The sequence below is a fragment of the Scandinavium lactucae genome, from assembly GCF_033843265.1.
Taxonomy (GTDB): domain Bacteria; phylum Pseudomonadota; class Gammaproteobacteria; order Enterobacterales; family Enterobacteriaceae; genus Scandinavium; species Scandinavium lactucae.
Map to the genome: position 1 here is coordinate 55,546 of NZ_JAWXRD010000040.1, position 21,578 is coordinate 77,123.

Here is a 21,578-nt window from a genome sequence, read left to right on the forward strand (position 1 = left end):
TGATAACAGCGCAGGATAACTTTTCACGATATGTTGTAGAAACGGGCAGTTGACCAGCAAAAGCGATAATCGATATGACTTTTATAAGTTAATGTAATGTTAATGCGAGGTAACGCTGCCGCGAATAATCATGTTTTACCGCTTCGCTTAAGCGAATTATCAGGATCCCCCGACAAAATCAGGTAAATATTACTGCCTGACACCTGCATAAGTGACTTTTCCCTAATAAAATCACAATTACTGTTTTCTAACGCTAGATCACAACCGCTATTTTCAGTAGGTTATAGAAAGTTTGTTACTGTTTTATTTTCCGGGTGCTCGCCTCTTCGCCAGTCCATACTGCCAGGGACGGAACCCAACAAAACAACAAACCATCATTTACCATCGATGGAAGGGAAAACTATGCGTATTGCGGTACCAAAAGAGACGCTGGCCCTGGAAACCCGAGTTGCAGCCACGCCGAAAACGGTGGAACAACTGCTCAAACTCGGTTTTACAGTGGCTGTGGAAAGCGGGGCCGGTAAGCTTGCGAGCTTTGACGATCGGGCCTTTACCGAGGTGGGCGCTGAAGTCGTTAGCACCGAGTCCGTTTGGCAGTCTGACATTATTCTCAAGGTGAATGCCCCGACTGACGCAGAAATTGCGCTGCTCAATCCCGGCACCACGCTGATTAGCTTTATCTGGCCGGCACAAAATCCGGAACTGATGGCGAAACTGGCCGAACGTAATATCAACGTTATGGCGATGGACTCCGTGCCACGTATTTCGCGCGCCCAGTCTCTTGATGCCCTGAGTTCAATGGCTAACATCGCCGGGTATCGTGCGATTGTTGAAGCCGCCCATGAATTTGGTCGTTTCTTTACCGGACAAATTACCGCCGCCGGTAAAGTGCCACCGGCTAAAGTCATGGTGATCGGTGCTGGTGTTGCCGGTCTCGCCGCCATCGGGGCGGCCAACAGCCTCGGGGCTATCGTTCGAGCCTTCGACACGCGCCCTGAAGTAAAAGAGCAAGTGCAGAGTATGGGTGCCGAGTTCCTCGAACTGGATTTCGAAGAGGAAGCCGGGAGCGGCGACGGTTACGCCAAAGTGATGTCTGAAGCCTTTATTAAGGCAGAAATGGAACTCTTCGCCGCCCAGGCAAAAGAGGTAGACATCATCGTTACCACCGCGCTGATACCAGGTAAACCTGCGCCGAAACTGATCACCCGCGAAATGGTTGACTCGATGACGCCAGGCAGCGTGGTCGTTGATCTCGCGGCCCAGAACGGCGGGAACTGTGAATACACCGTGCCGGGTGAGGTGTTCACCACCGCCAACGGCGTGAAGGTAATTGGCTATACCGATCTCGCCGGTCGCCTGCCAACGCAGTCATCTCAGCTGTACGGCACCAACCTGGTGAACCTACTTAAACTGCTGTGCAAAGAAAAAGACGGCAACATCACTATCGATTTTGACGATGTCGTCATTCGTGGTGTGACCGTGGTGCGCGACGGCGAAGTCACCTGGCCTGCGCCGCCGATTCAGGTATCAGCCCAGCCGAAAGCGACGGCAAAAATCGACACCACGCCGGTTGAGCCAGAAGCTCCGAAATCCCCGTGGCGTAAATATGCGCTGATGGCGCTGGCCATTATCCTGTTTGGCTGGCTGGCAGACGTTGCGCCGAAAGAGTTCCTTGGTCACTTCACCGTGTTCGCGCTCTCCTGCGTGGTGGGTTACTACGTGGTGTGGAATGTTTCTCATGCGCTGCATACCCCGCTGATGTCGGTCACCAACGCCATTTCAGGGATTATCGTGGTGGGGGCGCTGTTGCAAATCGGTCATGGCGGCTGGGTGAGTTTCCTCAGCTTCATCGCCGTGCTGATTGCCAGCATCAATATTTTCGGTGGCTTCACCGTGACTCAGCGCATGCTGAAAATGTTCCGCAAAGGGTAAGGGGTAACACATGTCTGGAGGATTAGTTACAGCTGCATACATTGTTGCCGCGATCCTGTTTATTTTCAGTCTGGCAGGGCTTTCAAAACACGAAACGTCACAGCAGGGCAACTATTTCGGTATCGCCGGGATGGCCATCGCGCTGATTGCCACTATCTTTGGGCCAGAAACCGGCAACGTCGCCTGGATCCTGGTGGCGATGATCATCGGTGGAGCCATCGGTATTCGTCTGGCCAAGCGCGTCGAAATGACCGAAATGCCAGAGCTGGTGGCGGTGCTGCACAGCTTCGTGGGTCTGGCGGCGGTGCTGGTGGGCTTCAACAGCTACCTGTATCACGAACCGGGCCTGGAACCGATTCTGGTGAATATTCACCTGACCGAAGTGTTCCTCGGCATCTTCATCGGGGCGGTGACCTTTACCGGTTCCATCGTGGCGTTTGGTAAACTGCGCGGCAAGATTTCGTCCAAGCCGTTGATGCTGCCGAACCGTCATAAAATGAACCTCGCCGCGCTGGTTGTTTCCTTCCTGCTGATGGTGATGTTCGTTCGCACCGAAAGCGTGGGCCTGCAGGCGCTGGCGCTGCTGATTATGACCGTTATCGCGCTGGCTTTTGGCTGGCATCTGGTGGCGTCTATTGGCGGGGCAGACATGCCAGTTGTGGTGTCGATGCTGAACTCCTACTCCGGTTGGGCGGCAGCGGCGGCGGGCTTTATGCTCAGCAACGACCTGTTGATCGTGACCGGTGCGCTGGTCGGTTCGTCCGGTGCTATCCTGTCCTACATCATGTGTAAGGCGATGAACCGATCGTTCTTCAGCGTTATCGCGGGCGGGTTCGGTACAGACGGTTCCTCGACCGGTGCGGATGAAGAAGTGGGTGAACACCGCGAAATCAGCGCGGAAGATACCGCAGAGATGCTGAAAGGCTCGCAAACGGTGATCATCACCCCAGGCTACGGCATGGCGGTGGCCCAGGCGCAATATCCGGTGGCGGAAATTACTGAGAAGCTGCGCGCGCGCGGCATCAAGGTCCGTTTCGGTATTCACCCGGTGGCGGGTCGTCTACCGGGACACATGAACGTGCTGCTGGCGGAAGCCAAAGTGCCGTATGACATTGTGCTGGAAATGGACGAAATCAACGACGATTTCCGTGACACCGACACCGTACTGGTGATCGGCGCTAACGATACCGTTAACCCGGCAGCGTTAGACGATCCGAAGAGCCCAATCGCCGGGATGCCGGTGCTGGAAGTGTGGAAAGCGCAGAACGTAATCGTCTTCAAACGTTCTATGAACACCGGTTATGCTGGCGTGCAAAACCCGCTGTTCTTCAAAGAGAACACTCACATGCTGTTCGGCGATGCGAAAGCCAGCGTGGATGCGATCCTGAAAGCGCTGTAATCCCGTCAGAAAATAGGTAAATAAAGCCGTCTTCCGTTAAAAGGAAGGCGGCTTTTTTGTTATGATGGCCGTCACATTTTGAAATAGCAGCAGTGAAGGGAGAACAGCGTGTTTGCGGATTTCGGCGTACTGAATTACTGGACCTACGTGGTGGGGGCAATATTTATCATTCTGGTTCCGGGGCCCAATACCTTATTTGTGCTCAAGACCGGGGCCGCCTACGGGATTCGCACCGGCTATATGGCCGCGCTGGCGGTATTTATCGGTGATGCCGTGCTGATGTTCCTCTCCTACGCAGGCGTCGCCACGCTGATTAAAACCACGCCACTGCTGTTTAATATCGTGCGTTACCTTGGGGCGATGTACCTGCTGTACCTCGGCATTAAGATGCTGTGGGCAGTCATCAAACAGAAGGGCGGCGAGCATACTCACACCGCCGATCAGCGCAGCACCATCTTTAAACGCGCGCTGACGCTGAGCCTGACCAACCCGAAGGCTATCCTGTTCTACGTCTCTTTCTTCGTGCAGTTTATCGACGTCCAGTCCAGTACGCCGGGTCTGGCATTCCTGATCCTCGGCGTCACCCTGGAAATGGTCAGCTTTGTTTATCTGAGTTTCCTGATTGTCTCCGGTTCGGTCGTCAGCCGTTTTGTCGGCAGCCGTAAGAAATTGGTGAAGCTTGGCAACAGCCTGATTGGCCTGGTGTTTGTGGGATTTGCTGCACGACTGGCGTCGTTACAGTCGTAATGATGTAGGCCGTTCATCTGCTACCATCGTATTTAAAATAACTGACAACAAGGGAAGAGACGGAAATGAAATCACGTGCTGCAGTTGCGTTTGGCCCGGGCCAGCCGCTGAAAATTGTTGAAATCGACGTTGCGCCGCCGAAGAAAGGCGAAGTGCTGGTCAAAATCACCCATACCGGCGTGTGTCATACCGATGCTTTCACCCTGTCCGGTGACGATCCGGAAGGCGTCTTCCCGGCGGTGCTGGGTCACGAAGGCGGCGGGATTGTGGTCGAAGTCGGTGAGGGCGTGACCAGCCTGCAACCGGGCGATCACGTTATTCCGCTGTACACCGCCGAATGTCGCGAGTGTAAGTTCTGTAAATCCGGCAAAACCAACCTCTGCCAGGCGGTGCGAGCCACTCAGGGCAAAGGGCTGATGCCGGACGGCACCACCCGTTTCTCTTACAACGGCGAGCCGATTTATCACTACATGGGCACCAGCACCTTCAGCGAATACACCGTAGTGGCTGAAATTTCCCTCGCGAAAGTGAACCCGCAGGCACCGCTGGATAAAGTGTGCCTGTTGGGCTGCGGCGTCACCACCGGGATCGGCGCGGTGCACAATACTGCGAAAGTGAAAGAAGGCGACAGCGTGGCGGTCTTTGGGCTGGGCGGCATTGGCCTGGCAGTTATCCAGGGCGCGGTGCAGGCCAAGGCCGGACGGATTATTGCCGTTGACACCAACCCGGAGAAATTCAAACTGGCCGGAGAGATGGGCGCGACCGATTTCGTCAACCCGAATGACTCCGACAAACCGGTACAGGACGTGATCGTCGAACTGACCGACGGCGGCGTGGACTTCAGCTTCGAGTGCATCGGCAACGTCAACGTGATGCGTGCCGCGCTGGAATGCTGCCATAAAGGCTGGGGCGAAAGCGTGATCATCGGCGTTGCGGGGGCGGGCCAGGAAATCAAAACCCGTCCGTTCCAGCTGGTGACCGGGCGCGTATGGCGCGGTTCGGCGTTTGGCGGCGTGAAGGGTCGTACCCAACTGCCGGGCATGGTCGAAGATGCGATGGTCGGCAAAATTAATCTCGATCCGTTCATCACCCACCGTCTGCCGTTAGACCAGATCAACGAAGCCTTTGATCTGATGCACGAAGGCAAATCTATCCGCACCGTTATTCATTTCGGCGATAACTAATGCCCATGCCAGCGGGGTTCCTCCGCTGGCGTTTTCCCGCTTTATGTTCAAAGTGTGACCGGTGTAGCGCTTTTACCGGTAAGCAATCTCGCCGTCAGGCCGATGACAATCTTACGGGCGTTTTGATACGCCTCTACAATAAGAGAGTCGATAAGCCATGGACAAATCAGCCGTAGGGCAAAAGTCGCAAACCGTTAGTTTTTTACATCACATCCGTCTCGTGCCGCTGTTCTCCTCCATTCTGGGCGGGATCCTGCTGCTGTTCGCATTGAGTTCGGGCCTGGCGGGCTATTTCCTGTTGCAGGCCGACCGCGACCAGAACGATGTCACGCAAGAATTAGAAGTGCGGATGGGGCTGTCGAACAGTTCAAATCACCTGCGCACTGCGCGAATCAACCTGATCCACGCCGGGGCCGCCAGCCGTATTGCTGAAATGGACGACATGAAGCGCAATATTGCCGAAGCGGATCTGCGGATCAAACAGTCGCAGGACGGGTTTAAACAGTATGTGAATCGCGAAGTGAAAACCCCGGCCGACGAAGCGCTGGATAGTGAAATCAACGCGCGCTATAACGCCTACATCGACGGGATGAAACCGATGCTGAAATATGCCAAAAACGGCATGTTTGAAGCAATCATCAACCACGAAAACGAACACGCCCGTCTACTGGATGCCGCCTATAACAACGTATTGCTGAAAGCGATTAAGATCCGCAGCGAGCGGGCGCAGCATCTGTCTGAAACCGCCCATCATCGTACTCAGCTTGGCCTGGCCTTTATGGTCGGGGCGTTTGCCCTGGCGCTGGTTCTGACCCTGTTGACCTTCGTCTCACTGCGCCGCACGGTGATTAACCCGCTGCGCCGGGCGCTGCATCGCATTGAACAGATTGCCGACGGCAATTTGACTCTGCCGGAGGAAGCCACCGGACGCAGTGAAATTGGCAAACTGAACCATGACCTGCAAAAAATGCAGAGCGCGCTGGCCCAAACGGTTGGGACGGTGCGTCAGGGTGCCGAAGAGATCTACCGTGGCACCAGTGAAATATCCGCGGGCAACACCGATCTCTCTTCCCGAACCGAACAGCAGGCCGCGGCGATTGAACAGACTGCCGCCAGCATGGAGCAACTGACGGCTACGGTGAAACAAAATGCCGACAACGCCCATCACGCCACCAAATTGGCGGAAGATGCCTCCGGCAAAGCTACACGCGGGGGGCAAATTGTCTCCGGGGTGGTGGCGACCATGGGCAGTATCTCCACCAGTTCGAAGAAAATTTCCGAAATTACCGCCGTTATTAACAGCATTGCGTTCCAGACCAATATTCTGGCGCTGAACGCGGCGGTAGAAGCCGCCCGCGCGGGCGAACAGGGCCGTGGATTTGCGGTAGTGGCGAGCGAAGTTCGCACCCTGGCCAGCCGCAGCGCCCAGGCGGCGAAAGAGATTGAGGGGCTGATCAGTGAATCCGTCACCCTGATTGAGCGGGGATCTGGCGAAGTGGTTGCGGCGGGGAGCACCATGAGTGAAATCGTGGCAGCGGTGAAGCGCGTGACCGATATCATGCTGGAAATCGCCGCGGCGTCTGACGAGCAGAGCCGGGGCATTTTGCAGGTCAGCCAGGCGATTACTGAAATGGATAGCGTTACCCAGCAGAACGCCTCGCTGGTTGAAGAAGCCTCCGCCGCAGCCGGTTCGCTGGAAGAGCAGGCCGCACGCCTGACCGAAGCCGTTGGCGCATTCCGTTTGCAGCAGGGGGGTACGGTACGTCAGCCGAAATCGTCAGCCGGGAAAACCTATGTCCCGCAGCGTCCGGCGCTGGCCGAGGGCGATAACTGGGAAACGTTCTGATTACTCAAGGAAAAATGCCCGGCGGCGAAAACTTGCCGGGCCAACGGTAGGCCTGGCGAGCATAGCGCCGCCAGGCACTATTTCAGGGAGGGTTACTGCTTGTCTGGCAACGCGTAGGCGATGATGTAATCGCCGCGATCCGGAGACTGACGGGCACCGCCCGCATTAATGATGATGTACTGCTTCCCGGTTTTCGGTGACACGTAAGTCATCGGCCCGGACTGACTGCCTACCGGCAGACGGGATTTCCAGATTTCCTTCCCGTTGGCGGTATCAAACGCACGCAGGTAGAAATCCTGGGTGCCCGCGAAGAACAGCAGACCAGACTGGGTAGACAGCGATGCGCCGAGGGTTGGCATCCCAATCGGAATGGGCAGATGCATACGGATGCCCAGCGGACCGGTATCTTGTACCGTACCTACCGGAACTTGCCACACCACTTTCCCGCTTTTCAGATCCACTGCAGACATGGTCCCGAACGGCGGTTTCTGGCACGGAATACCCAGCGGAGACAGGAAGCGCTCACGCATTGCACCAAACGGCGTACCGTCCATCGGGACAATACCCATCTCGATACCACTGGCGTTTTTCGCTACGTTAGCACGCGGCACCATGTAGTTCGCGAGGCCCAGGCGCATATCGTTCACAAACATCAGGCTGTTGTTCGGGTCAACCGACACGCTGCCCCAGTTCATGCCGCCAAGTGAGCCCGGGAACTGCAAGGAGCGATCGAGGCCCGGCGGGGTGAAGACGCCTTGATGGCGCATCTCTTTAAACTGGATGCGGCATAGCAGCAGGTCAATCGGCGTTGCGCCCCACATATCGGACTCTTTCAGGGTCTGGTTACCGATCATCGGCATCCCTACAGAGTACGGCTGCGTTGGGGAATAGCGTTCGCCTTCAATATTGCCCGCAGGCACCGGGCGCTCTTCCACTTTCGCCACCGGCTGACCGGTTTGGCGATTGAGCATAAAGATCATGCCCTGTTTGGAGGTCTGCACCAGCACTGGCGTCGTGCCGCCTTTCCCGTCCGGCAAATCGTACAGCAGCGGCTGAGAGGGCAGGTCGAAATCCCACAGATCGTGATGGGTGGTTTGATAATGCCAGCGCACCTGGCCGGTTGTCGCGTCTACCGCGACGATAGACGAACTGTATTTATCGTCCAGGGCGGTACGTTCCCCGGCAAAGAAATCAGGGGTGGCGTTACCGGTTGGCAGATAAATCAGGTTCAGCTTCGCATCATAAGACATCGCAGACCAGACGTTCGGCGTACCGCGCGTATAGGTCGAGCCTGCCGGTGGCTCACCGGTCAGATTCGGGTTGCCCGGATCCCACGCCCATGCCAGTTTTCCGCTGTGAACATCAAACGCACGGACCACGCCCGGCGGTTCACCCGTCGAGAAGTTATCCGCCACGCGACCACCGACGACGACCACGTTTCCGGCCACCAGCGGGGTAGAGGTTTGCTGATAATAACCCGGTTTGATTTCGCCCATGCCGACGCTTAAATCGACCACGCCGTGGTTGCCAAAGTCTTCACAGGCTTTACCGGTATCGGCATTAATGGCAATCAGACGCGCGTCGGTGGTGGGCAGGAACAGGCGGCGAGGGCAGGCGGCAGGCTGGGTTTCTGCTGCCGGAGCCGCAGCGGCCTGAGTGTCCTCGTAATAGCCGAGCCCGCGGCAGCGCTGCCAGTTTGGTGCCGTGGCCTTCGAATCATAACGCCACTTCTCTTTGCCGCTGTCGACGTCCAGAGCCAGCACTTTGCTGTAAGGCGTACACACGAACAGCGTATCGCCTACCTGCAACGGTGTGTTCTGATCTTCTGCGCCGGAACCATTACTCTTAGGAATGTCTCCGGTGTGCGCGGTCCATGCCACCTGCAGCTGGTTTACGTTTTGCTTATTGATTTGATCCAGCGCGGCAAAACGATCGCCGCGGGTGGTATTCCCCCAATGCTCCCAGTTTTTCTGTGCTTCGCCAGGCGCGACCGGTTTGACGGGCACCGGCTCGCTGGCGGTGACCAGCGTTTGTGGGCGGAACATCCCCCCGGCGCTGACGAGCAGGATTATGGCCAGCACCGCCGCCACGCCAAATGCGGGCGCTTTGCGCACAGTGGCGGAGTGACCGAGGAACGGCCAAACTAGCGCAGCCAGCAGCGCCAGTACGCCAAAGGTGAACAGGCGTGAAAACAGCGGCCAGAACTCCCAACCCGCATCGCTGACGGCCCAGATAATCGAGGCCAAAAACGCCACCGCGTACAGCACAATCCCGCCGCGACGATTTTTGGCGATAAACCAGGCTGCAATCAGCATCACCACACCGATGATGACGAAGTACCAGCTCCCACCCACGCTGGCGAGCTTGGCACCCAGTCCAGCGACGGCGAGGCCGATAACGGCCATCAATACCACTAAAAGCCACTGCAGGATCCGGGGTAATCCGCGTGGCGAACGACCAGTTGCCATTTCTGTCTCCTTAACGACACCCATTCGCAAGCGTTATGAACCAGACGAATCATAAAAAACGTAATGGGTTTTTGAATGAAGCAAAAAATGCCTTCAGAGAGGCGTTGATATCACGTACATGAATTTCGAATGAACCATTTGGTGAATGCGAGCATGATAGATCTGTTAAATTGCATTGCGCAATTGTAAATAAATGATTTCGCATTATTTGATTAGCGACGGATTGATGCTGTGTTGTTTTTGGTCAAAAAACAAACAGTGAGGGCTGCTATACTTAAGACGTTATCAACAAAAAAGAGGATGCTATGGATACCGAATTAACCCCCACGCAGTTGGCCGTCGAATTTCTCCGTCGCGATACGAACCCAATCACTCCTGCACAGTATTTGAAACGCGTAAAACAGCTGGAACTGGAATTTGCTGATTTGATGGCGCTTTCCGCTATTGAGCTGAAAGAAGAGATCGACTACGCCTGGCACATGGGTATCCATTGATCCTGATGTCAGACACAAAAAAAACGGTGAGTTTCCTCACCGTTTTTTTATATCGCGTTAACGCTTAATCGTCATCTTCATCGTCGAGTTCAACCGGGGTCTGATACTGATCCGGTTTCAACGCCAGCAGGTCACAACGTAGGTGATCGATAACCTGTTCCGCGGTATTGCCGAGGAACGCCGCTGACAGCCCGGTACGTCCGACCGTGCCCAACACTACAATCCCCGCCTGTAAATGCTCGGCCAGATCCGGGATCACTTCTTCCGGTAGCCCTTTTTCGACGTGGGTCATCTCCTCGGAAATGCTGTATTTCTGACGCAGCGATTTCATCGCCAGCAGATGCTGGCCGCGAATGGCGTCGTTGTACACGCTCGGATCGAAATCCGGCAGTTCGATAGCGATATTAATGGGCGTGACCGGATACGCGCCGACCAGATGCACTTCGGTATGGTTAATCTCTTCGGCGAGTTGCAGCGTCTCACGCACCAGCTTGTCATTAAGCGCGTTGTGATACTCCTCCTCGCTGGCCAAATTCACCGCCACGATAGCTTTGCCGCCTTCCGGCCACGGCTGGTCTTTCACCATCCACACCGGGCAAGGGCATTTTCGTAGCAAGTGCCAGTCGGTGGGGGTGAAAATTACGGATTCCAGTTTGTCGTGCTGATGGGCCATTTTCAGCAGCAGATCGTGTCCGCCACTTATGATTTCCTGAATGATGGCCTCGAACGGACGGTTGTGCCAGACGACTTTGATTTCAATCGGCACCCCGGCATCGAGATAGAATTTTGCCTGCTCGCGGATCCATGCGGTCCGTTGGCTAATGACGCCCTGACGCATAGCGGTGCGCTCGTCAGGCGACAGAAGGGTGGTCATCTCGTAGGAAAAATCATAGATCGGCAAAAAGGCTGTAATCGCGCCACCAATCCGTTGATGAAGGTAAACAGCGCGCCGTAATGCGGGTTGATCGTCCTGGTTAGGATCGATGGCTACCAGCATGTGTTGATACTTTGCCATACAGGGTCTCCTTACAACTGTCACCACAGTCTGTAAATAAAAGATAACCCATCCGGCGTGATTGAAACAGGGGATAACCTTCCCCAGATCAATAAATCACGAAAATTCATCGATTAGTGTTAGGGGATGTTTACTTGTTGCGCAAATGATAACGAAAAGTTGAATATTTTTCCCCGCCTTGATGGATTAGCGTTATTTGCAATTTCAACCACAGGAAGAAAACAATGAACAAACTCTTTGGGCTGGCCCTGTTATCCACCTCGCTTCTGGCACCTGTCGCCTATAGTGCGCCGATGGGCACGCTCAGTGTCCATATCCTGAATCAGCAGACGGGTATTCCGTCGAAAGATGTGGATGTCACTCTGGAAAAGCAGCAGCCAACAGGCTGGGACAAACTTGCTCAGGGAAAAACGGATAACGATGGACGGATAAAGTCGCTTTATCCTCAGGACCAGGACATGCAGCCCGGGGTTTATCGGGTGACGTTCAAAACGGGGGAGTATTTTAAGCGTGATAACTTATCGTCGTTTTTCCCGGAAGTCCCGGTGCTGTTCACTGTGACCAAAACCAATGAAAAACTGCATATCCCTCTGTTGCTGAGCCAGTACGGCTACTCGACGTATAAGGGCAGTTGATACTCGCAGGTCAGGTAAAGCGGGGAATTACCTTCGCCAGATCGCGTACCTACGATCTGGCGAAAGGAAAAGGAAAGGGTGTTATCAGGCGACGTTGCGGGCGTGGCCAGCGAGAATGGCCAGCGCATCGCTATTTTCGATGGTGATGTACTTCCCTTTCACCGCCAGCATGCCGCTTTTCTGGAAGCGACCCAGCAGACGACTGATGGTTTCCACCGTCAGACCGAGATAGTTACCGATGTCGCCCCGGGTCATGGTCAGACGGAACTCACGCGGAGAGAAACCCCGTTCGGCGAAACGACGCGAGAGGTTATAGATAAACGCCGCCAGGCGCTCTTCCGCGTTTTTCTTCGACAGCAGCAGGATCATATCCTGGTCGCCTTTGATTTCGCCGCTCATCAGACGCATCATCTGCTGACGCAGGTTTGGCATCTTACCGGACAGATCGTCCAACGTTTCAAACGGGATTTCACAGACCATTGACGTTTCCAGCGCCTGAGCAAAGCTCGGGTGATGGGCGGTGCCGATGGCATCAAAGCCGACTAAATCGCCCGCCAGATGGAAGCCGGTGATTTGCTCGTCGCCTTGTTCGGTGATGGTGTAGCTTTTGATGGTCCCGGAACGAATGGCATACAGGGATTTCAGCTCATCGCCTGCTTTGAAAAGGGTCTGACCCTTCTGAATCGGCTTTTTACGCTCGATGATATTATCAAGCTGATCGAGCTCATGTTCATTGAGGGTGAACGGGATGCAGAGCTGGCTGATGCTGCAATCCTGGCAGTGGATAGCACAACCGCCAGACTGGATGCGTCGAATAATTCGCTTTTCCGGGATCATAGATTTGCTCAGGCTTTAATTGATATTGGTCAATTTTAACATCTTTTTGTGGAGCAAGTAAGCCTCGACACCTCGATTCACGCAATATATGCAGGGGAAATGATAAAATGCGCATATCCCTATGAAATCTATGATTTTAAGCTGGAATGAATTACTTATAAACTCCCTAAAAATTCCAGAAAGGCACGAAAAATCAAAGTAACAGATAGCCTTCATGGCGCAACAACCACTCTTTACGCTGTACGCCGCCGGCATAACCGGTCAGGGTGCCGTTGCGCCCGATGACCCGGTGGCAGGGTACTACCACGCTGACAGGGTTTGAGCCATTGGCGGCCCCTACAGCACGGGCCGCACCCGGTCGGCCCAACTGCTCGGCAAGCTCGCCGTAATGCATCACCTGCCCACAGGGAATGGAGCGCAGCGCCTGCCAGACCTCGCGCTGAAACGGCGTGCCAGCGGTGGCGCTGGGCAGGGCATCTATGACGCTCAGATCGCCGTCGAAATAATCTTTCATCTTACGACTTAAGCCATTGGGATCGCTGGCGGCAATGCGCTCATAGCCTTCGGTTCGATAGTGCAGCGCCAACAATTGCTCCATCCGGTCACTATGTTCTTCCCACTCGACAGCGCGCAGATTGAACGCTTCATCGCACAGGATCCACAGCGACCCGAGCGGGGTCGCAATTTTATCTTCCAGCAGTCTTAGCATCACGATTCCTTGGTTCAGTCGGGGGATCATTCCCGGCCCAATGGGAGGCTGACAAGATAGCATGCCACCCATCTCAGCAACCATAGAATTACCCCAGAGGGTGAGCTGGATTTTACTATTAATAGTTATTATCAGTAGCGTTACAATCGCGGGTTGGTGGTTGAAATATCATATAAATAAAAAGGTGACGATATTGTCCAGAACAGATCTGTTGAGCCGAAGGGATTATTATTACCAGCGGCAAGAATAATTCAGTCGTCGCGTGAAAATAGCGAAGTGTTAACCGTGGATGGGGTTATTTCAGGCGTGAGTATATTCAACGTATAAAAAAACAGGATCTGTCGACATCCGCCAGACCCCGCAGTATACACAGCAATATTTCCATAACGTGACCCTGCAATTGACTCCCCGTGCAGGTATTACAGTTATAGCGAATCTGGACGTAAATACCAGTACTTTTAGGTGATAGATTTCACGCTTTCCTAACATTATTTTTTGCATGTTACCCTGCATAAATTTTAGTTTAGTACAGGTTAACTGTCGATATTCCCCATTTGGTTAAAATTTATCCCAGAATATATTCTTTCAGCAATCAGTTTCCAGAATTCCAAAACGCGTTGAGCGTGAGGCAGGGCGCGGCTATAGTAGTTTTTCAGCAGTCGCCGTTGCAGCAGGAGGAGGTGAAGATGAACCCTGACGACAAATTTCTGTTTCTTGACGCCATGGAGGATGTCCAGCCCCTGAAGCGCGGCCACGATGTTCACTGGCAGCCCAGCCGCAATAACCGTTCGCCACAGCGGATCGACACGCTTCAACTGGATAACTTTCTCACCACCGGTTTTCTCGATATTGTGCCGCTTGGTACGCCGCTGGAGTTCAAGCGCGAAGGGCTGCAAAACGGCGTGCTGGATAAGCTGCGTCTGGGAAAATACAGCCAACAGGCCAGTTTGACCCTGTTGCGTCAGTCGGTAGAGCAGAGCCGGCAGCTGCTGTTTGCGTTTATCCATCAGGCGCGTCAGGACGGTTTACGTAATGTGCTGGTGGTCCACGGCAAAGGTAAGGCCGATAATTCGCACGCCAACATTATTCGCAGTTATCTGGCGCGCTGGCTGACCGAGTTTGACGACGTGCAGGCGTTTTGTAGCGCACTGCCGCATCACGGCGGCAGCGGGGCATGTTATGTGGCGCTGAAAAAATCAGAGCAGGCAAAACAGGATAACTGGGAGCGTCACGCTAAACGCAGCCGCTAGCGCAACAGCAGGGTCAGTTCTTTCGCCGCTTTCTGCAATTCCGGCAGCACGCGCTCGACCATCTCGCTGGCGGAGACCTGACCTGCATGCACCCCGACGTTAAGCGCCGCCACACAATGCCCCTGCGGATTAAACAGCGGCACCGCCAGCGAACGTAACCCCATCTCCAATTCCTGATCGTTGAGCGCGTAGCCCTGCTGGCGTACGCGCTTCAGCTCCGTGCGTAGTTTACTCACCGAATCAACCGTCTGCGGGGTGTAACGAATCATTGTCACCCGCGCCAGCATATCGTTCAGCTTCTCTTCCGGCTGGTGGCTCAATAACACCCGGCCCATCGAGGTGGCCCATGCGGGCAGACGGCTGCCGATATCCAGGTCGATGGTCATGATTCGGGAACTCGATGCCCGCGCGATGTACAAAATATCGTCCCCGTCCAGGGTGGCGATAGAACAGGATTCGTTCAGCATTTCACTCAGGTGTTTGAGCACCGGCTGCGCCGAACGTGCCAGCGGCGTGGAGGCCAGCCAGGCGTGGCCCAGCGACAAAATGCGTGGGCGTAACTGAAAGTTTTTTCCGTCTTCCGCGTACACAAATCCCAGCTTGCCGAGGGTGTACAGGCAGCGCCGCACCGCGGCGCGCGGAATGCCGGTTTTCTGACTGATTTGGGAAATCGACAGCACCGGGCGCTGCGGGGTAAAGGCCTGGATCACCTCCAGCCCACGGGCCAGCGAGGCCATATAATTCGGGTCACCTTTAAACGGGTCACTCTCGCCGTTCAGCACATCGTCGGGATGTTTGGTCATCTTTTTTGTCTCCGCGTTTGCCTGCGATCACATTCTGAAGACAAAGATACAGGATGTTCGATAATCGCACCATATTTCGATTATCGCCCTTGACCGACATCGTTAAGCGGGTCACATTTTGTGCGAACAACGCATAAAAGTGCGATAACCGCACAACAAGGAGCGACCTGATGATCGACAAAAGCGTCCCGACGCCGGAACAGGCCATCGCCGGGATCCCCGACGGTGCCACCATCATGATTGGTGGCTTCGGCCCCGCCGGACAGCCGACCTTCCTGATTGATGCCCTGATTGAACAGGGTGCCCGCGACCTCACCATCATCAACAACAATGCCGGTAACGGCGAAGTGGGCCTGGCGGCGCTGCTAAAAGCCGGGCGGGTGCGCAAAATGATCTGCTCGTTCCCGCGTCAGGTCGATTCGCAGATTTTCGACGACCTCTATCGCCGCGGCAAAGTGGAGCTGGAGCTGGTTCCGCAGGGCAATCTGGCGGCGCGTATTCAGGCGGCGGGTGCCGGGCTGGGCGCGGTGTTCACCCCCACCGGCTATGGCACTCCGCTGGCGGAAGGCAAAGAAACCCGCGAAATCGACGGTCGTCATTACGTGCTCGAATACCCGATCCGCGCGGATTTCGCGTTGATCAAAGCTCATCGGGCGGATCGCTGGGGCAACCTGGTTTATCGCAAAGCGGCGCGCAATTTCGGGCCGATTATGGCTACCGCGGCAAAAATCACCGTGGCGGAAGTGTCAGACATTGTGCCGTTGGGGGAACTTGACCCGGAACACGTCATTACGCCGGGGATCTTCGTTCAGCGTGTGTACTCGCTGGCTAACCTGACTGCGGCCAAAAGTGCCTGAGGAACAGACGATGCAAAAACTGACCCGAGACGAGATGGCAAAACGCGTGGCGCAGGATATTCCCGAAGGCGCTTACGTTAATCTGGGTATCGGCCTGCCGACCCGAATCGCCAACTACCTTCCGGCGGATAAAGAAATCTTCCTGCACAGCGAAAACGGCCTACTGGGTATGGGGCCAAAACCACAGCCGGGTGAAGAAGATCCGGAGTTGATCAACGCCGGGAAAGAGTACGTGACCCTGTTGCCCGGCGGCTGCTTTTTCCATCACGGTGACTCGTTTGCCATGATGCGCGGCGGCCATCTTGATATCTGCGTGCTTGGCGCATACCAGGTCTCCGCCAGTGGTGATTTAGCCAACTGGAGCACCGGCGCACCCGACGCTATTCCGGCGGTCGGCGGGGCGATGGATCTGGCGATTGGTGCCCGGCAGGTGTTCGTGATGATGGATCACCTGACCCGCGACGGCGAATGTAAGCTGGTGGAACACTGTAGCTATCCGCTGACCGGGGTGGCATGCGTCAGCCGCATTTATACCGACCTCGCCGTTATCGACATCACCCCTGAAGGCCCGACGGTACGGGAAATTTTCAACGGTCTCTCTTTTGAAGAGTTACAGCGGCTCACGCCGGTGAAACTGATTTTCAGCCAGCTGGCGCACAGCGCATAAGGAATCATCATGACTCAGGCTTATATCTGCGACGCGGTGCGCACCCCGTTCGGGCGTTTTGGTGGTACGTTGGCCAGCGTGCGTGCCGATGATTTGGCTGCGCTGCCGTTGAAAGCGTTGCTGGCGCGAAATCCGGGGCTGGATCCGGCACACATCGACGATGTGATTTACGGCTGTGCCAATCAGGCCGGGGAAGATAACCGCAACGTGGCGCGGATGGCGCTGCTGCTGGCCGGGCTGCCGGAAAGCGTTCCGGGCAGCACCATCAACCGCCTGTGTGGCTCCAGCCTCGATGCCATCGGCATTGCGGCCAGGGCGATTAAAAGCGGTGAAACGCAGCTGATGATCGCCGGGGGCGTGGAAAGCATGTCCCGCGCGCCGTTCGTGATGGGTAAGGCCGATAGCGCCTACAGTCGCAGCATGAAAATGGAAGACACCACCATCGGCTGGCGGTTTATCAACCCGCTGATGAAAGCGCACTATGGCGTCGATTCGATGCCCGAAACGGCGGAAAACGTGGCGCAAGAGTTTGGCATTTCACGTGCCGACCAGGATGCTTTCGCTTTACGCAGCCAGCAGCGTACCGCGCTGGCGCAGGAGAAAGGGCTGTTTGCCGACGAACTGATCGCGGTGTCGGTGCCACAACGTAAAGGCGACGCCCTGAATTTTGAGCGCGATGAGCACCCGCGCACGACCTCGCTGGAATCACTGGCTAAACTGAAAGGGGTGGTGCGTGCCGACGGCAGCGTCACGGCGGGCAATGCCTCCGGCGTGAATGATGGGGCATGTGCGCTGCTGCTGGCGAGCGAACAGGCGCTAACCCGCCATGATTTACAGCCTCTGGCGCGGATAGTGGGCATTGCGGCGGCAGGCGTTGCACCGCGCATTATGGGCTTTGGCCCGTCGCCTGCGGTACGCAAAGTGCTGGCACAAACCGGCTTGACGCTGGCGCAGATGGATGTGATAGAACTGAATGAAGCCTTTGCCGCTCAGGCGCTGGCGGTAACTCGCTCCCTGGGGCTGGCGGATGACGCGGCCCACGTCAATCCGAACGGCGGGGCGATTGCACTGGGGCATCCGCTGGGGGCGTCGGGTGGACGGCTGGCGATGACCGCTGCCTATCAGCTGAAACGCACCGGCGGGCGCTACGCGCTGTGCACCATGTGTATCGGCGTTGGTCAGGGGATTGCGCTGATTATTGAACGGGTTTAAGGAGCAGGAATGGATGTGTTGACCCCGTTGTTGCGCGGTAGCGCGCTGACAGCAATGTTTAGCGATACGCAAACCGTGCAGGGGATGCTCGATTTTGAGGCCGCACTGGCGCGGGCCGAAGCACAGTGTAACGTGATCCCGGGCTCTGCCGTGGCGGCGATTGAACGCGCCTGTGACGTACAGAACATCGATTTACCTGCGCTGGCTGACGCCGCCGCCAGCGCAGGCAACCTGGCGATCCCGCTGGTTAAACAGCTGACCGCTCAGGTGAAACAGCATGATGTCGAGGCCGCCCGGTATGTACATTGGGGGGCGACCAGCCAGGACGCGATCGATACCGGGTTTGTGCTGCAACTGCGTCAGGCGTTGCTCAAAACTGACGCCATGCTGAGTTCGCTGTTAGCCGCGCTCGCCGAACAAACTGAAGCGCATCGCGACACGGTTATGCCCGGTCGTACCTGGATGCAACATGCGCTGCCGGTCACCTTTGGCCTCAAACTGGCGGGTACGCTGGATGCCTTGCTACGCTGGCAGCGACGCTTGCGCGACCTGCAAGATAATGTGCTGACCTTACAGTTTGGCGGTGCGGCGGGCACCCTGGCGTCGCTCAATCAAAACGGCCCGGCGGTGGCGCAGGCGCTGGCAAAAGAGTTGAGTCTGACGCTGCCGGATACGCCCTGGCACAGCCAGCGCGATCGGCTGCTCGAGGTCGGTCACTGGTACGCGGGCGTGTGCGGCACACTCGGGAAATTTGCCAACGATTTTGCACTGCTGATGCAAACCGAAGTGGCAGAAGTCAGCGAACCCACGGCCCCTGGACGCGGCGGTTCTTCCACCATGCCACATAAACGCAATCCGGTCGGCTGCGCGGCAATTCTCACCGCCGCGCAGCGCACTCCGGGTTTGATGGCTACGCTGTACGCCAGCCAAATTCAGCAGCATGAACGGGCGCTCGGCGGCTGGCAGGCAGAGTGGGAAGTGCTGCCTGAACTGCTGACCTTGAGCGGAGCGGTGATGGATCAGAGCGAACAACTGGTGCGCGGGATGCAGGTCGATACCGCCAAAATGCGCGCTGACCTCGATATCACCCACGGCCTGATCATGGCTGAAGCCGTCACCCTGGCGCTGGCGAAACACATCGGCAAGCAGGATGCGCATCATCTGGTAGAGACGTTGTGCCATCAAGCGCTGGAGCAGAAGCGTCCGCTGCTGCACCTTCTGGAACAGAACGCCCGTATCACTATGCATTTTTCTTCGGCTGAACTTACTGCGCTGCTGGACCCGTCTACGGCCACCGGCAGCGCCCGGCATTTTGTGCGTCAGGTTCTGACGCGGTATCAGGAGCAACGCCATGACGATTCATTATCAGATTGATGGCCCGGAAAACGCACCAGTGCTGGTGCTGTCCAACTCGATGGGCACCACGCTGTCGCTGTGGGAGCCGCAACTGGCGGCCCTCCGCGCCCATTTTCGCGTGCTGCGCTACGATACTCACGGGCACGGACAAACGACCAAGCGCGGCAAAGTGAGCCTTGCGCAGCTGGGCGAGGACGTGATTTCGCTTCTCGATCACCTGCACATCGACAAAGCGTGTTTCTGCGGGATTTCCGTCGGCGGCCTGACCGGACTGTGGCTGGCGCGTTTTGCCCCTGATCGTTTTTACGGTTTTGCGCTCGCCAACACCGCGGCAAAAATTGGCGATCAGGCCAGCTGGCTTTCGCGGGCCCGCGCGGTGCGTCAGGAGGGGATGGAAGTGGTTGCGGCCGGAACGGCTGACCGCTGGTTTACCCCGGCTTTTCGTCAGCACGCGCCGGAAGTGGTGGAACAGCTGGTTCATCAACTGACGCATATGGATCCGGAGGGCTACGCCGAAGGATGTGAAGCGCTGGCCGCCGCCGATTTACGCGCCGAAGTGAGCGCCATTACTGCGCCAGTGCTGATCATTGCCGGACAAAACGATCCGGTGACTACCGTTGCCGACGCCGACTATCTCTACAAAAATATTGCGGGCAGCCAACGCGTGACGCTGCCTGCGTCGCATCTTTCTAACGTGGAAGCCGCCGACGAGTTTACCGCCGCGCTGCTGACCTATTTCCGGGGGCAATAAATGGACGATGAAGCGCGTTATAAGCAGGGGATGGAGGTGCGCCGCAAGGTCCTTGGCGATGCCCACGTGGACCGCACCCTTGACAACCTGTCGCCGCTCAATGAGGAGTTTCAGAACTTCATCACCCGCTATGCATGGGGAGAAACCTGGACGCGTCCGGGGCTTAGCCACCACACCCGCAGCCTGATAACCATTGCGATGTTGATTGCGCTCAACCGTGAAGCGGAACTGAAAATGCACCTGCGGGCGGCGTTTAATAACGGTGTCACCCGCGATGAACTCAAAGAGCTGATCATGCACTCGGCGCTGTACTGCGGCCTTCCGGCCGCCAACGCCACGCTGCATCTGGCGCAGCAGGTGTTTGATGAGTTAGATGCGTAACAATGCCCGGCGGCGCAGCGCTTGCTCGCGCCTACGGGATCGTTTCACCTTTGCGCAACGTTAACACTTCGAAGCCGTCGGCGGTGACGGCGATGGTGTGTTCCCACTGAGCCGACAGCTTTTTGTCGCGGGTGACCACCGTCCAGCCGTCTTTTTTGGTTTTGATTTTGCTGTCGCCCTGATTAACCATCGGTTCGATCGTGAACACCATCCCTTCGCGCAGCACCTCTCCATCGCCGGGTTTGCCGTAGTGCAGCACCTGCGGCTCTTCATGCATCTCTCGTCCGATGCCGTGCCCGCAATATTCCCTCACCACGCTATAGCCGTTGCTTTCAACATACGACTGAATGGCGTGCCCGATATCGCCCAGCGTCGCGCCCGGCTTCACGGCTTTAATGCCTTTCCACATCGCTTCGTAGGTCTTGTTCACCAGCCGACGAGCCAGCGGGGAGACGTCACCAATCAGGTACATTTTGCTGGAATCGGCAATCAGACCGTCTTTTTCCAGGGTGATATCGACGTTCACAATCGCCCCGGATTTCAGGTGCTCGGTGGTCTTCGGAATGCCGTGGCACACCACGTCGTTGACCGAGGTATTCAGCACATACGGAAAATCGTACTGCCCCTTGCTGGCGGGGCGCGACTGCAGATCGTTGACGATAAACGCTTCGGCCCAATCGTTGATTTGCAGGGTGGACACACCCGGTACGATCCGCGCGTCAAGCATCTCAAACACCGAGGCCAGTAGTTCACCGGCGCGGCGTTGGATCGCGAGTTCTTCCGGGGTTTTAATGAGAATTGATGGCATTGATAACCTCCAGCAAACGGTCTGAGCCTGATTTCAGCATCATCATTTTGATTTGCTGATAGTTAAGTTCCGGATACAGCTCGCTCATCATGCCGAGGCGCATCCAGTATTCAGCCTGTGCATTGACTGAACGCGACATCGCTTTGCTGGCGTCACGAATGTCTTCGTGGAGCAGATCGGAGATTTTGACGATACCCATAGATATACACACCATAATGAAATATATA

21 protein-coding genes are annotated in these 21,578 nt (G+C 56.1%); 14 read left to right on the top strand and 7 right to left on the bottom strand.

All coding sequences use genetic code 11. The features are described 5' to 3' along the window. Window positions 1–402 precede the first annotated feature (402 nt). From pntA to SIK69_RS17940, 5 genes are all read left to right on the top strand, one after another. A complete protein-coding gene (gene pntA, locus SIK69_RS17920) occupies window positions 403–1,932 on the top strand; it encodes a Re/Si-specific NAD(P)(+) transhydrogenase subunit alpha (protein ID WP_319630508.1) in 1,530 nt (509 codons plus the stop codon). Between the two features lie 10 nt (window positions 1,933–1,942). Further along, complete coding sequence (gene pntB, locus SIK69_RS17925; protein WP_319630507.1) at window positions 1,943–3,331, top strand: Re/Si-specific NAD(P)(+) transhydrogenase subunit beta; 1,389 nt, start codon at window positions 1,943–1,945, stop codon at window positions 3,329–3,331. Window positions 3,332–3,439: 108 nt separating this feature from the next. Further along, on the top strand, window positions 3,440–4,078 hold the full coding sequence (gene leuE / locus SIK69_RS17930) for a leucine efflux protein LeuE (protein ID WP_319630506.1): 639 nt from the start codon (window positions 3,440–3,442) through the stop codon (window positions 4,076–4,078). Window positions 4,079–4,143: 65 nt separating this feature from the next. Beyond that, on the top strand, window positions 4,144–5,262 hold the full coding sequence (locus SIK69_RS17935) for an S-(hydroxymethyl)glutathione dehydrogenase/class III alcohol dehydrogenase (RefSeq protein WP_319630505.1): 1,119 nt from the start codon (window positions 4,144–4,146) through the stop codon (window positions 5,260–5,262). Between the two features lie 157 nt (window positions 5,263–5,419). Then, the gene (locus SIK69_RS17940; protein WP_319630504.1) at window positions 5,420–7,108 is read left to right on the top strand and encodes a methyl-accepting chemotaxis protein; all 1,689 of its coding nucleotides are present in this window, start codon (window positions 5,420–5,422) and stop codon (window positions 7,106–7,108) included. Between the two features lie 92 nt (window positions 7,109–7,200). Here the strand turns inward: SIK69_RS17940 and SIK69_RS17945 are convergent, their stop codons facing one another. Further along, window positions 7,201–9,576, bottom strand: a complete 2,376-nt coding sequence (locus SIK69_RS17945) for a glucose/quinate/shikimate family membrane-bound PQQ-dependent dehydrogenase (RefSeq protein ID WP_319630503.1) — start codon at window positions 9,574–9,576, stop codon at window positions 7,201–7,203. A gap of 305 nt (window positions 9,577–9,881) precedes the next feature. On the opposite strand from SIK69_RS17945, the gene SIK69_RS17950 reads away from it, so the two are divergent. Beyond that, the gene (locus tag SIK69_RS17950; protein ID WP_319630502.1) at window positions 9,882–10,070 is read left to right on the top strand and encodes a YdiH family protein; all 189 of its coding nucleotides are present in this window, start codon (window positions 9,882–9,884) and stop codon (window positions 10,068–10,070) included. Between the two features lie 64 nt (window positions 10,071–10,134). Here the strand turns inward: SIK69_RS17950 and uspE are convergent, their stop codons facing one another. Further along, complete coding sequence (uspE, locus tag SIK69_RS17955; RefSeq protein WP_319630501.1) at window positions 10,135–11,085, bottom strand: universal stress protein UspE; 951 nt, start codon at window positions 11,083–11,085, stop codon at window positions 10,135–10,137. A gap of 224 nt (window positions 11,086–11,309) precedes the next feature. Between uspE and uraH the strand changes: the two genes are divergently transcribed. Continuing rightward, window positions 11,310–11,720 carry a hydroxyisourate hydrolase gene (gene uraH / locus SIK69_RS17960; RefSeq protein ID WP_319786693.1) on the top strand — a complete coding sequence of 137 codons (411 nt, stop codon included), beginning with the start codon at window positions 11,310–11,312 and terminating at the stop codon, window positions 11,718–11,720. An 84-nt stretch (window positions 11,721–11,804) separates the two neighbouring features. Here the strand turns inward: uraH and fnr are convergent, their stop codons facing one another. Next, window positions 11,805–12,557: a fumarate/nitrate reduction transcriptional regulator Fnr gene (gene fnr / locus SIK69_RS17965; RefSeq protein WP_319630499.1), complete on the bottom strand. Its 753-nt coding sequence runs from the start codon at window positions 12,555–12,557 to the stop codon at window positions 11,805–11,807. Between the two features lie 193 nt (window positions 12,558–12,750). Then, entirely contained in the window at window positions 12,751–13,266 is a 516-nt protein-coding gene (ogt, locus tag SIK69_RS17970; RefSeq protein WP_319630498.1) for a methylated-DNA--[protein]-cysteine S-methyltransferase, read from the bottom strand. A 686-nt stretch (window positions 13,267–13,952) separates the two neighbouring features. Between ogt and smrA the strand changes: the two genes are divergently transcribed. Next, window positions 13,953–14,516: a DNA endonuclease SmrA gene (smrA, locus tag SIK69_RS17975; RefSeq protein ID WP_319630497.1), complete on the top strand. Its 564-nt coding sequence runs from the start codon at window positions 13,953–13,955 to the stop codon at window positions 14,514–14,516. Here smrA and SIK69_RS17980 read toward each other — a convergent pair. Next, on the bottom strand, window positions 14,513–15,319 hold the full coding sequence (locus SIK69_RS17980; RefSeq protein WP_319630496.1) for an IclR family transcriptional regulator domain-containing protein: 807 nt from the start codon (window positions 15,317–15,319) through the stop codon (window positions 14,513–14,515). The two genes, smrA and SIK69_RS17980, sit on opposite strands and share 4 nt — an antisense overlap. Window positions 15,320–15,489: 170 nt before the next feature. Here SIK69_RS17980 and SIK69_RS17985 point away from each other — a divergent pair, with 170 nt between their 5' ends. Genes SIK69_RS17985 through pcaC form a run of 6 tightly spaced genes read left to right on the top strand, consistent with a single transcriptional unit; the run spans window position 15,490 to window position 20,543 of the window. Next, a complete protein-coding gene (locus SIK69_RS17985; RefSeq protein WP_319786694.1) occupies window positions 15,490–16,176 on the top strand; it encodes a 3-oxoacid CoA-transferase subunit A in 687 nt (228 codons plus the stop codon). Between the two features lie 10 nt (window positions 16,177–16,186). Next, the gene (locus SIK69_RS17990; RefSeq protein WP_319630494.1) at window positions 16,187–16,843 is read left to right on the top strand and encodes a 3-oxoacid CoA-transferase subunit B; all 657 of its coding nucleotides are present in this window, start codon (window positions 16,187–16,189) and stop codon (window positions 16,841–16,843) included. A gap of 9 nt (window positions 16,844–16,852) precedes the next feature. Further along, window positions 16,853–18,055, top strand: a complete 1,203-nt coding sequence (gene pcaF / locus SIK69_RS17995) for a 3-oxoadipyl-CoA thiolase (protein WP_319786695.1) — start codon at window positions 16,853–16,855, stop codon at window positions 18,053–18,055. Between the two features lie 9 nt (window positions 18,056–18,064). Further along, window positions 18,065–19,429, top strand: a complete 1,365-nt coding sequence (locus SIK69_RS18000; protein WP_319786696.1) for a 3-carboxy-cis,cis-muconate cycloisomerase — start codon at window positions 18,065–18,067, stop codon at window positions 19,427–19,429. Then, the gene (gene pcaD / locus SIK69_RS18005) at window positions 19,407–20,162 is read left to right on the top strand and encodes a 3-oxoadipate enol-lactonase (RefSeq protein WP_319786697.1); all 756 of its coding nucleotides are present in this window, start codon (window positions 19,407–19,409) and stop codon (window positions 20,160–20,162) included. The genes SIK69_RS18000 and pcaD overlap by 23 nt, the downstream gene beginning before the upstream one ends. Next, window positions 20,163–20,543 (top strand): 4-carboxymuconolactone decarboxylase, encoded by a 381-nt coding sequence (gene pcaC, locus SIK69_RS18010; RefSeq protein WP_319786698.1) that lies wholly within the window; start codon window positions 20,163–20,165, stop codon window positions 20,541–20,543. It begins immediately after the preceding gene. A gap of 31 nt (window positions 20,544–20,574) precedes the next feature. Here the strand turns inward: pcaC and map are convergent, their stop codons facing one another. After that, the gene (gene map / locus SIK69_RS18015; protein ID WP_319630489.1) at window positions 20,575–21,351 is read right to left on the bottom strand and encodes a type I methionyl aminopeptidase; all 777 of its coding nucleotides are present in this window, start codon (window positions 21,349–21,351) and stop codon (window positions 20,575–20,577) included. Then, window positions 21,332–21,550, bottom strand: coding sequence for a ParD-like family protein (locus SIK69_RS18020; RefSeq protein WP_319630488.1), 219 nt, complete (start codon window positions 21,548–21,550; stop codon window positions 21,332–21,334). The genes map and SIK69_RS18020 overlap by 20 nt, the downstream gene beginning before the upstream one ends. Window positions 21,551–21,578 lie beyond the last annotated feature (28 nt).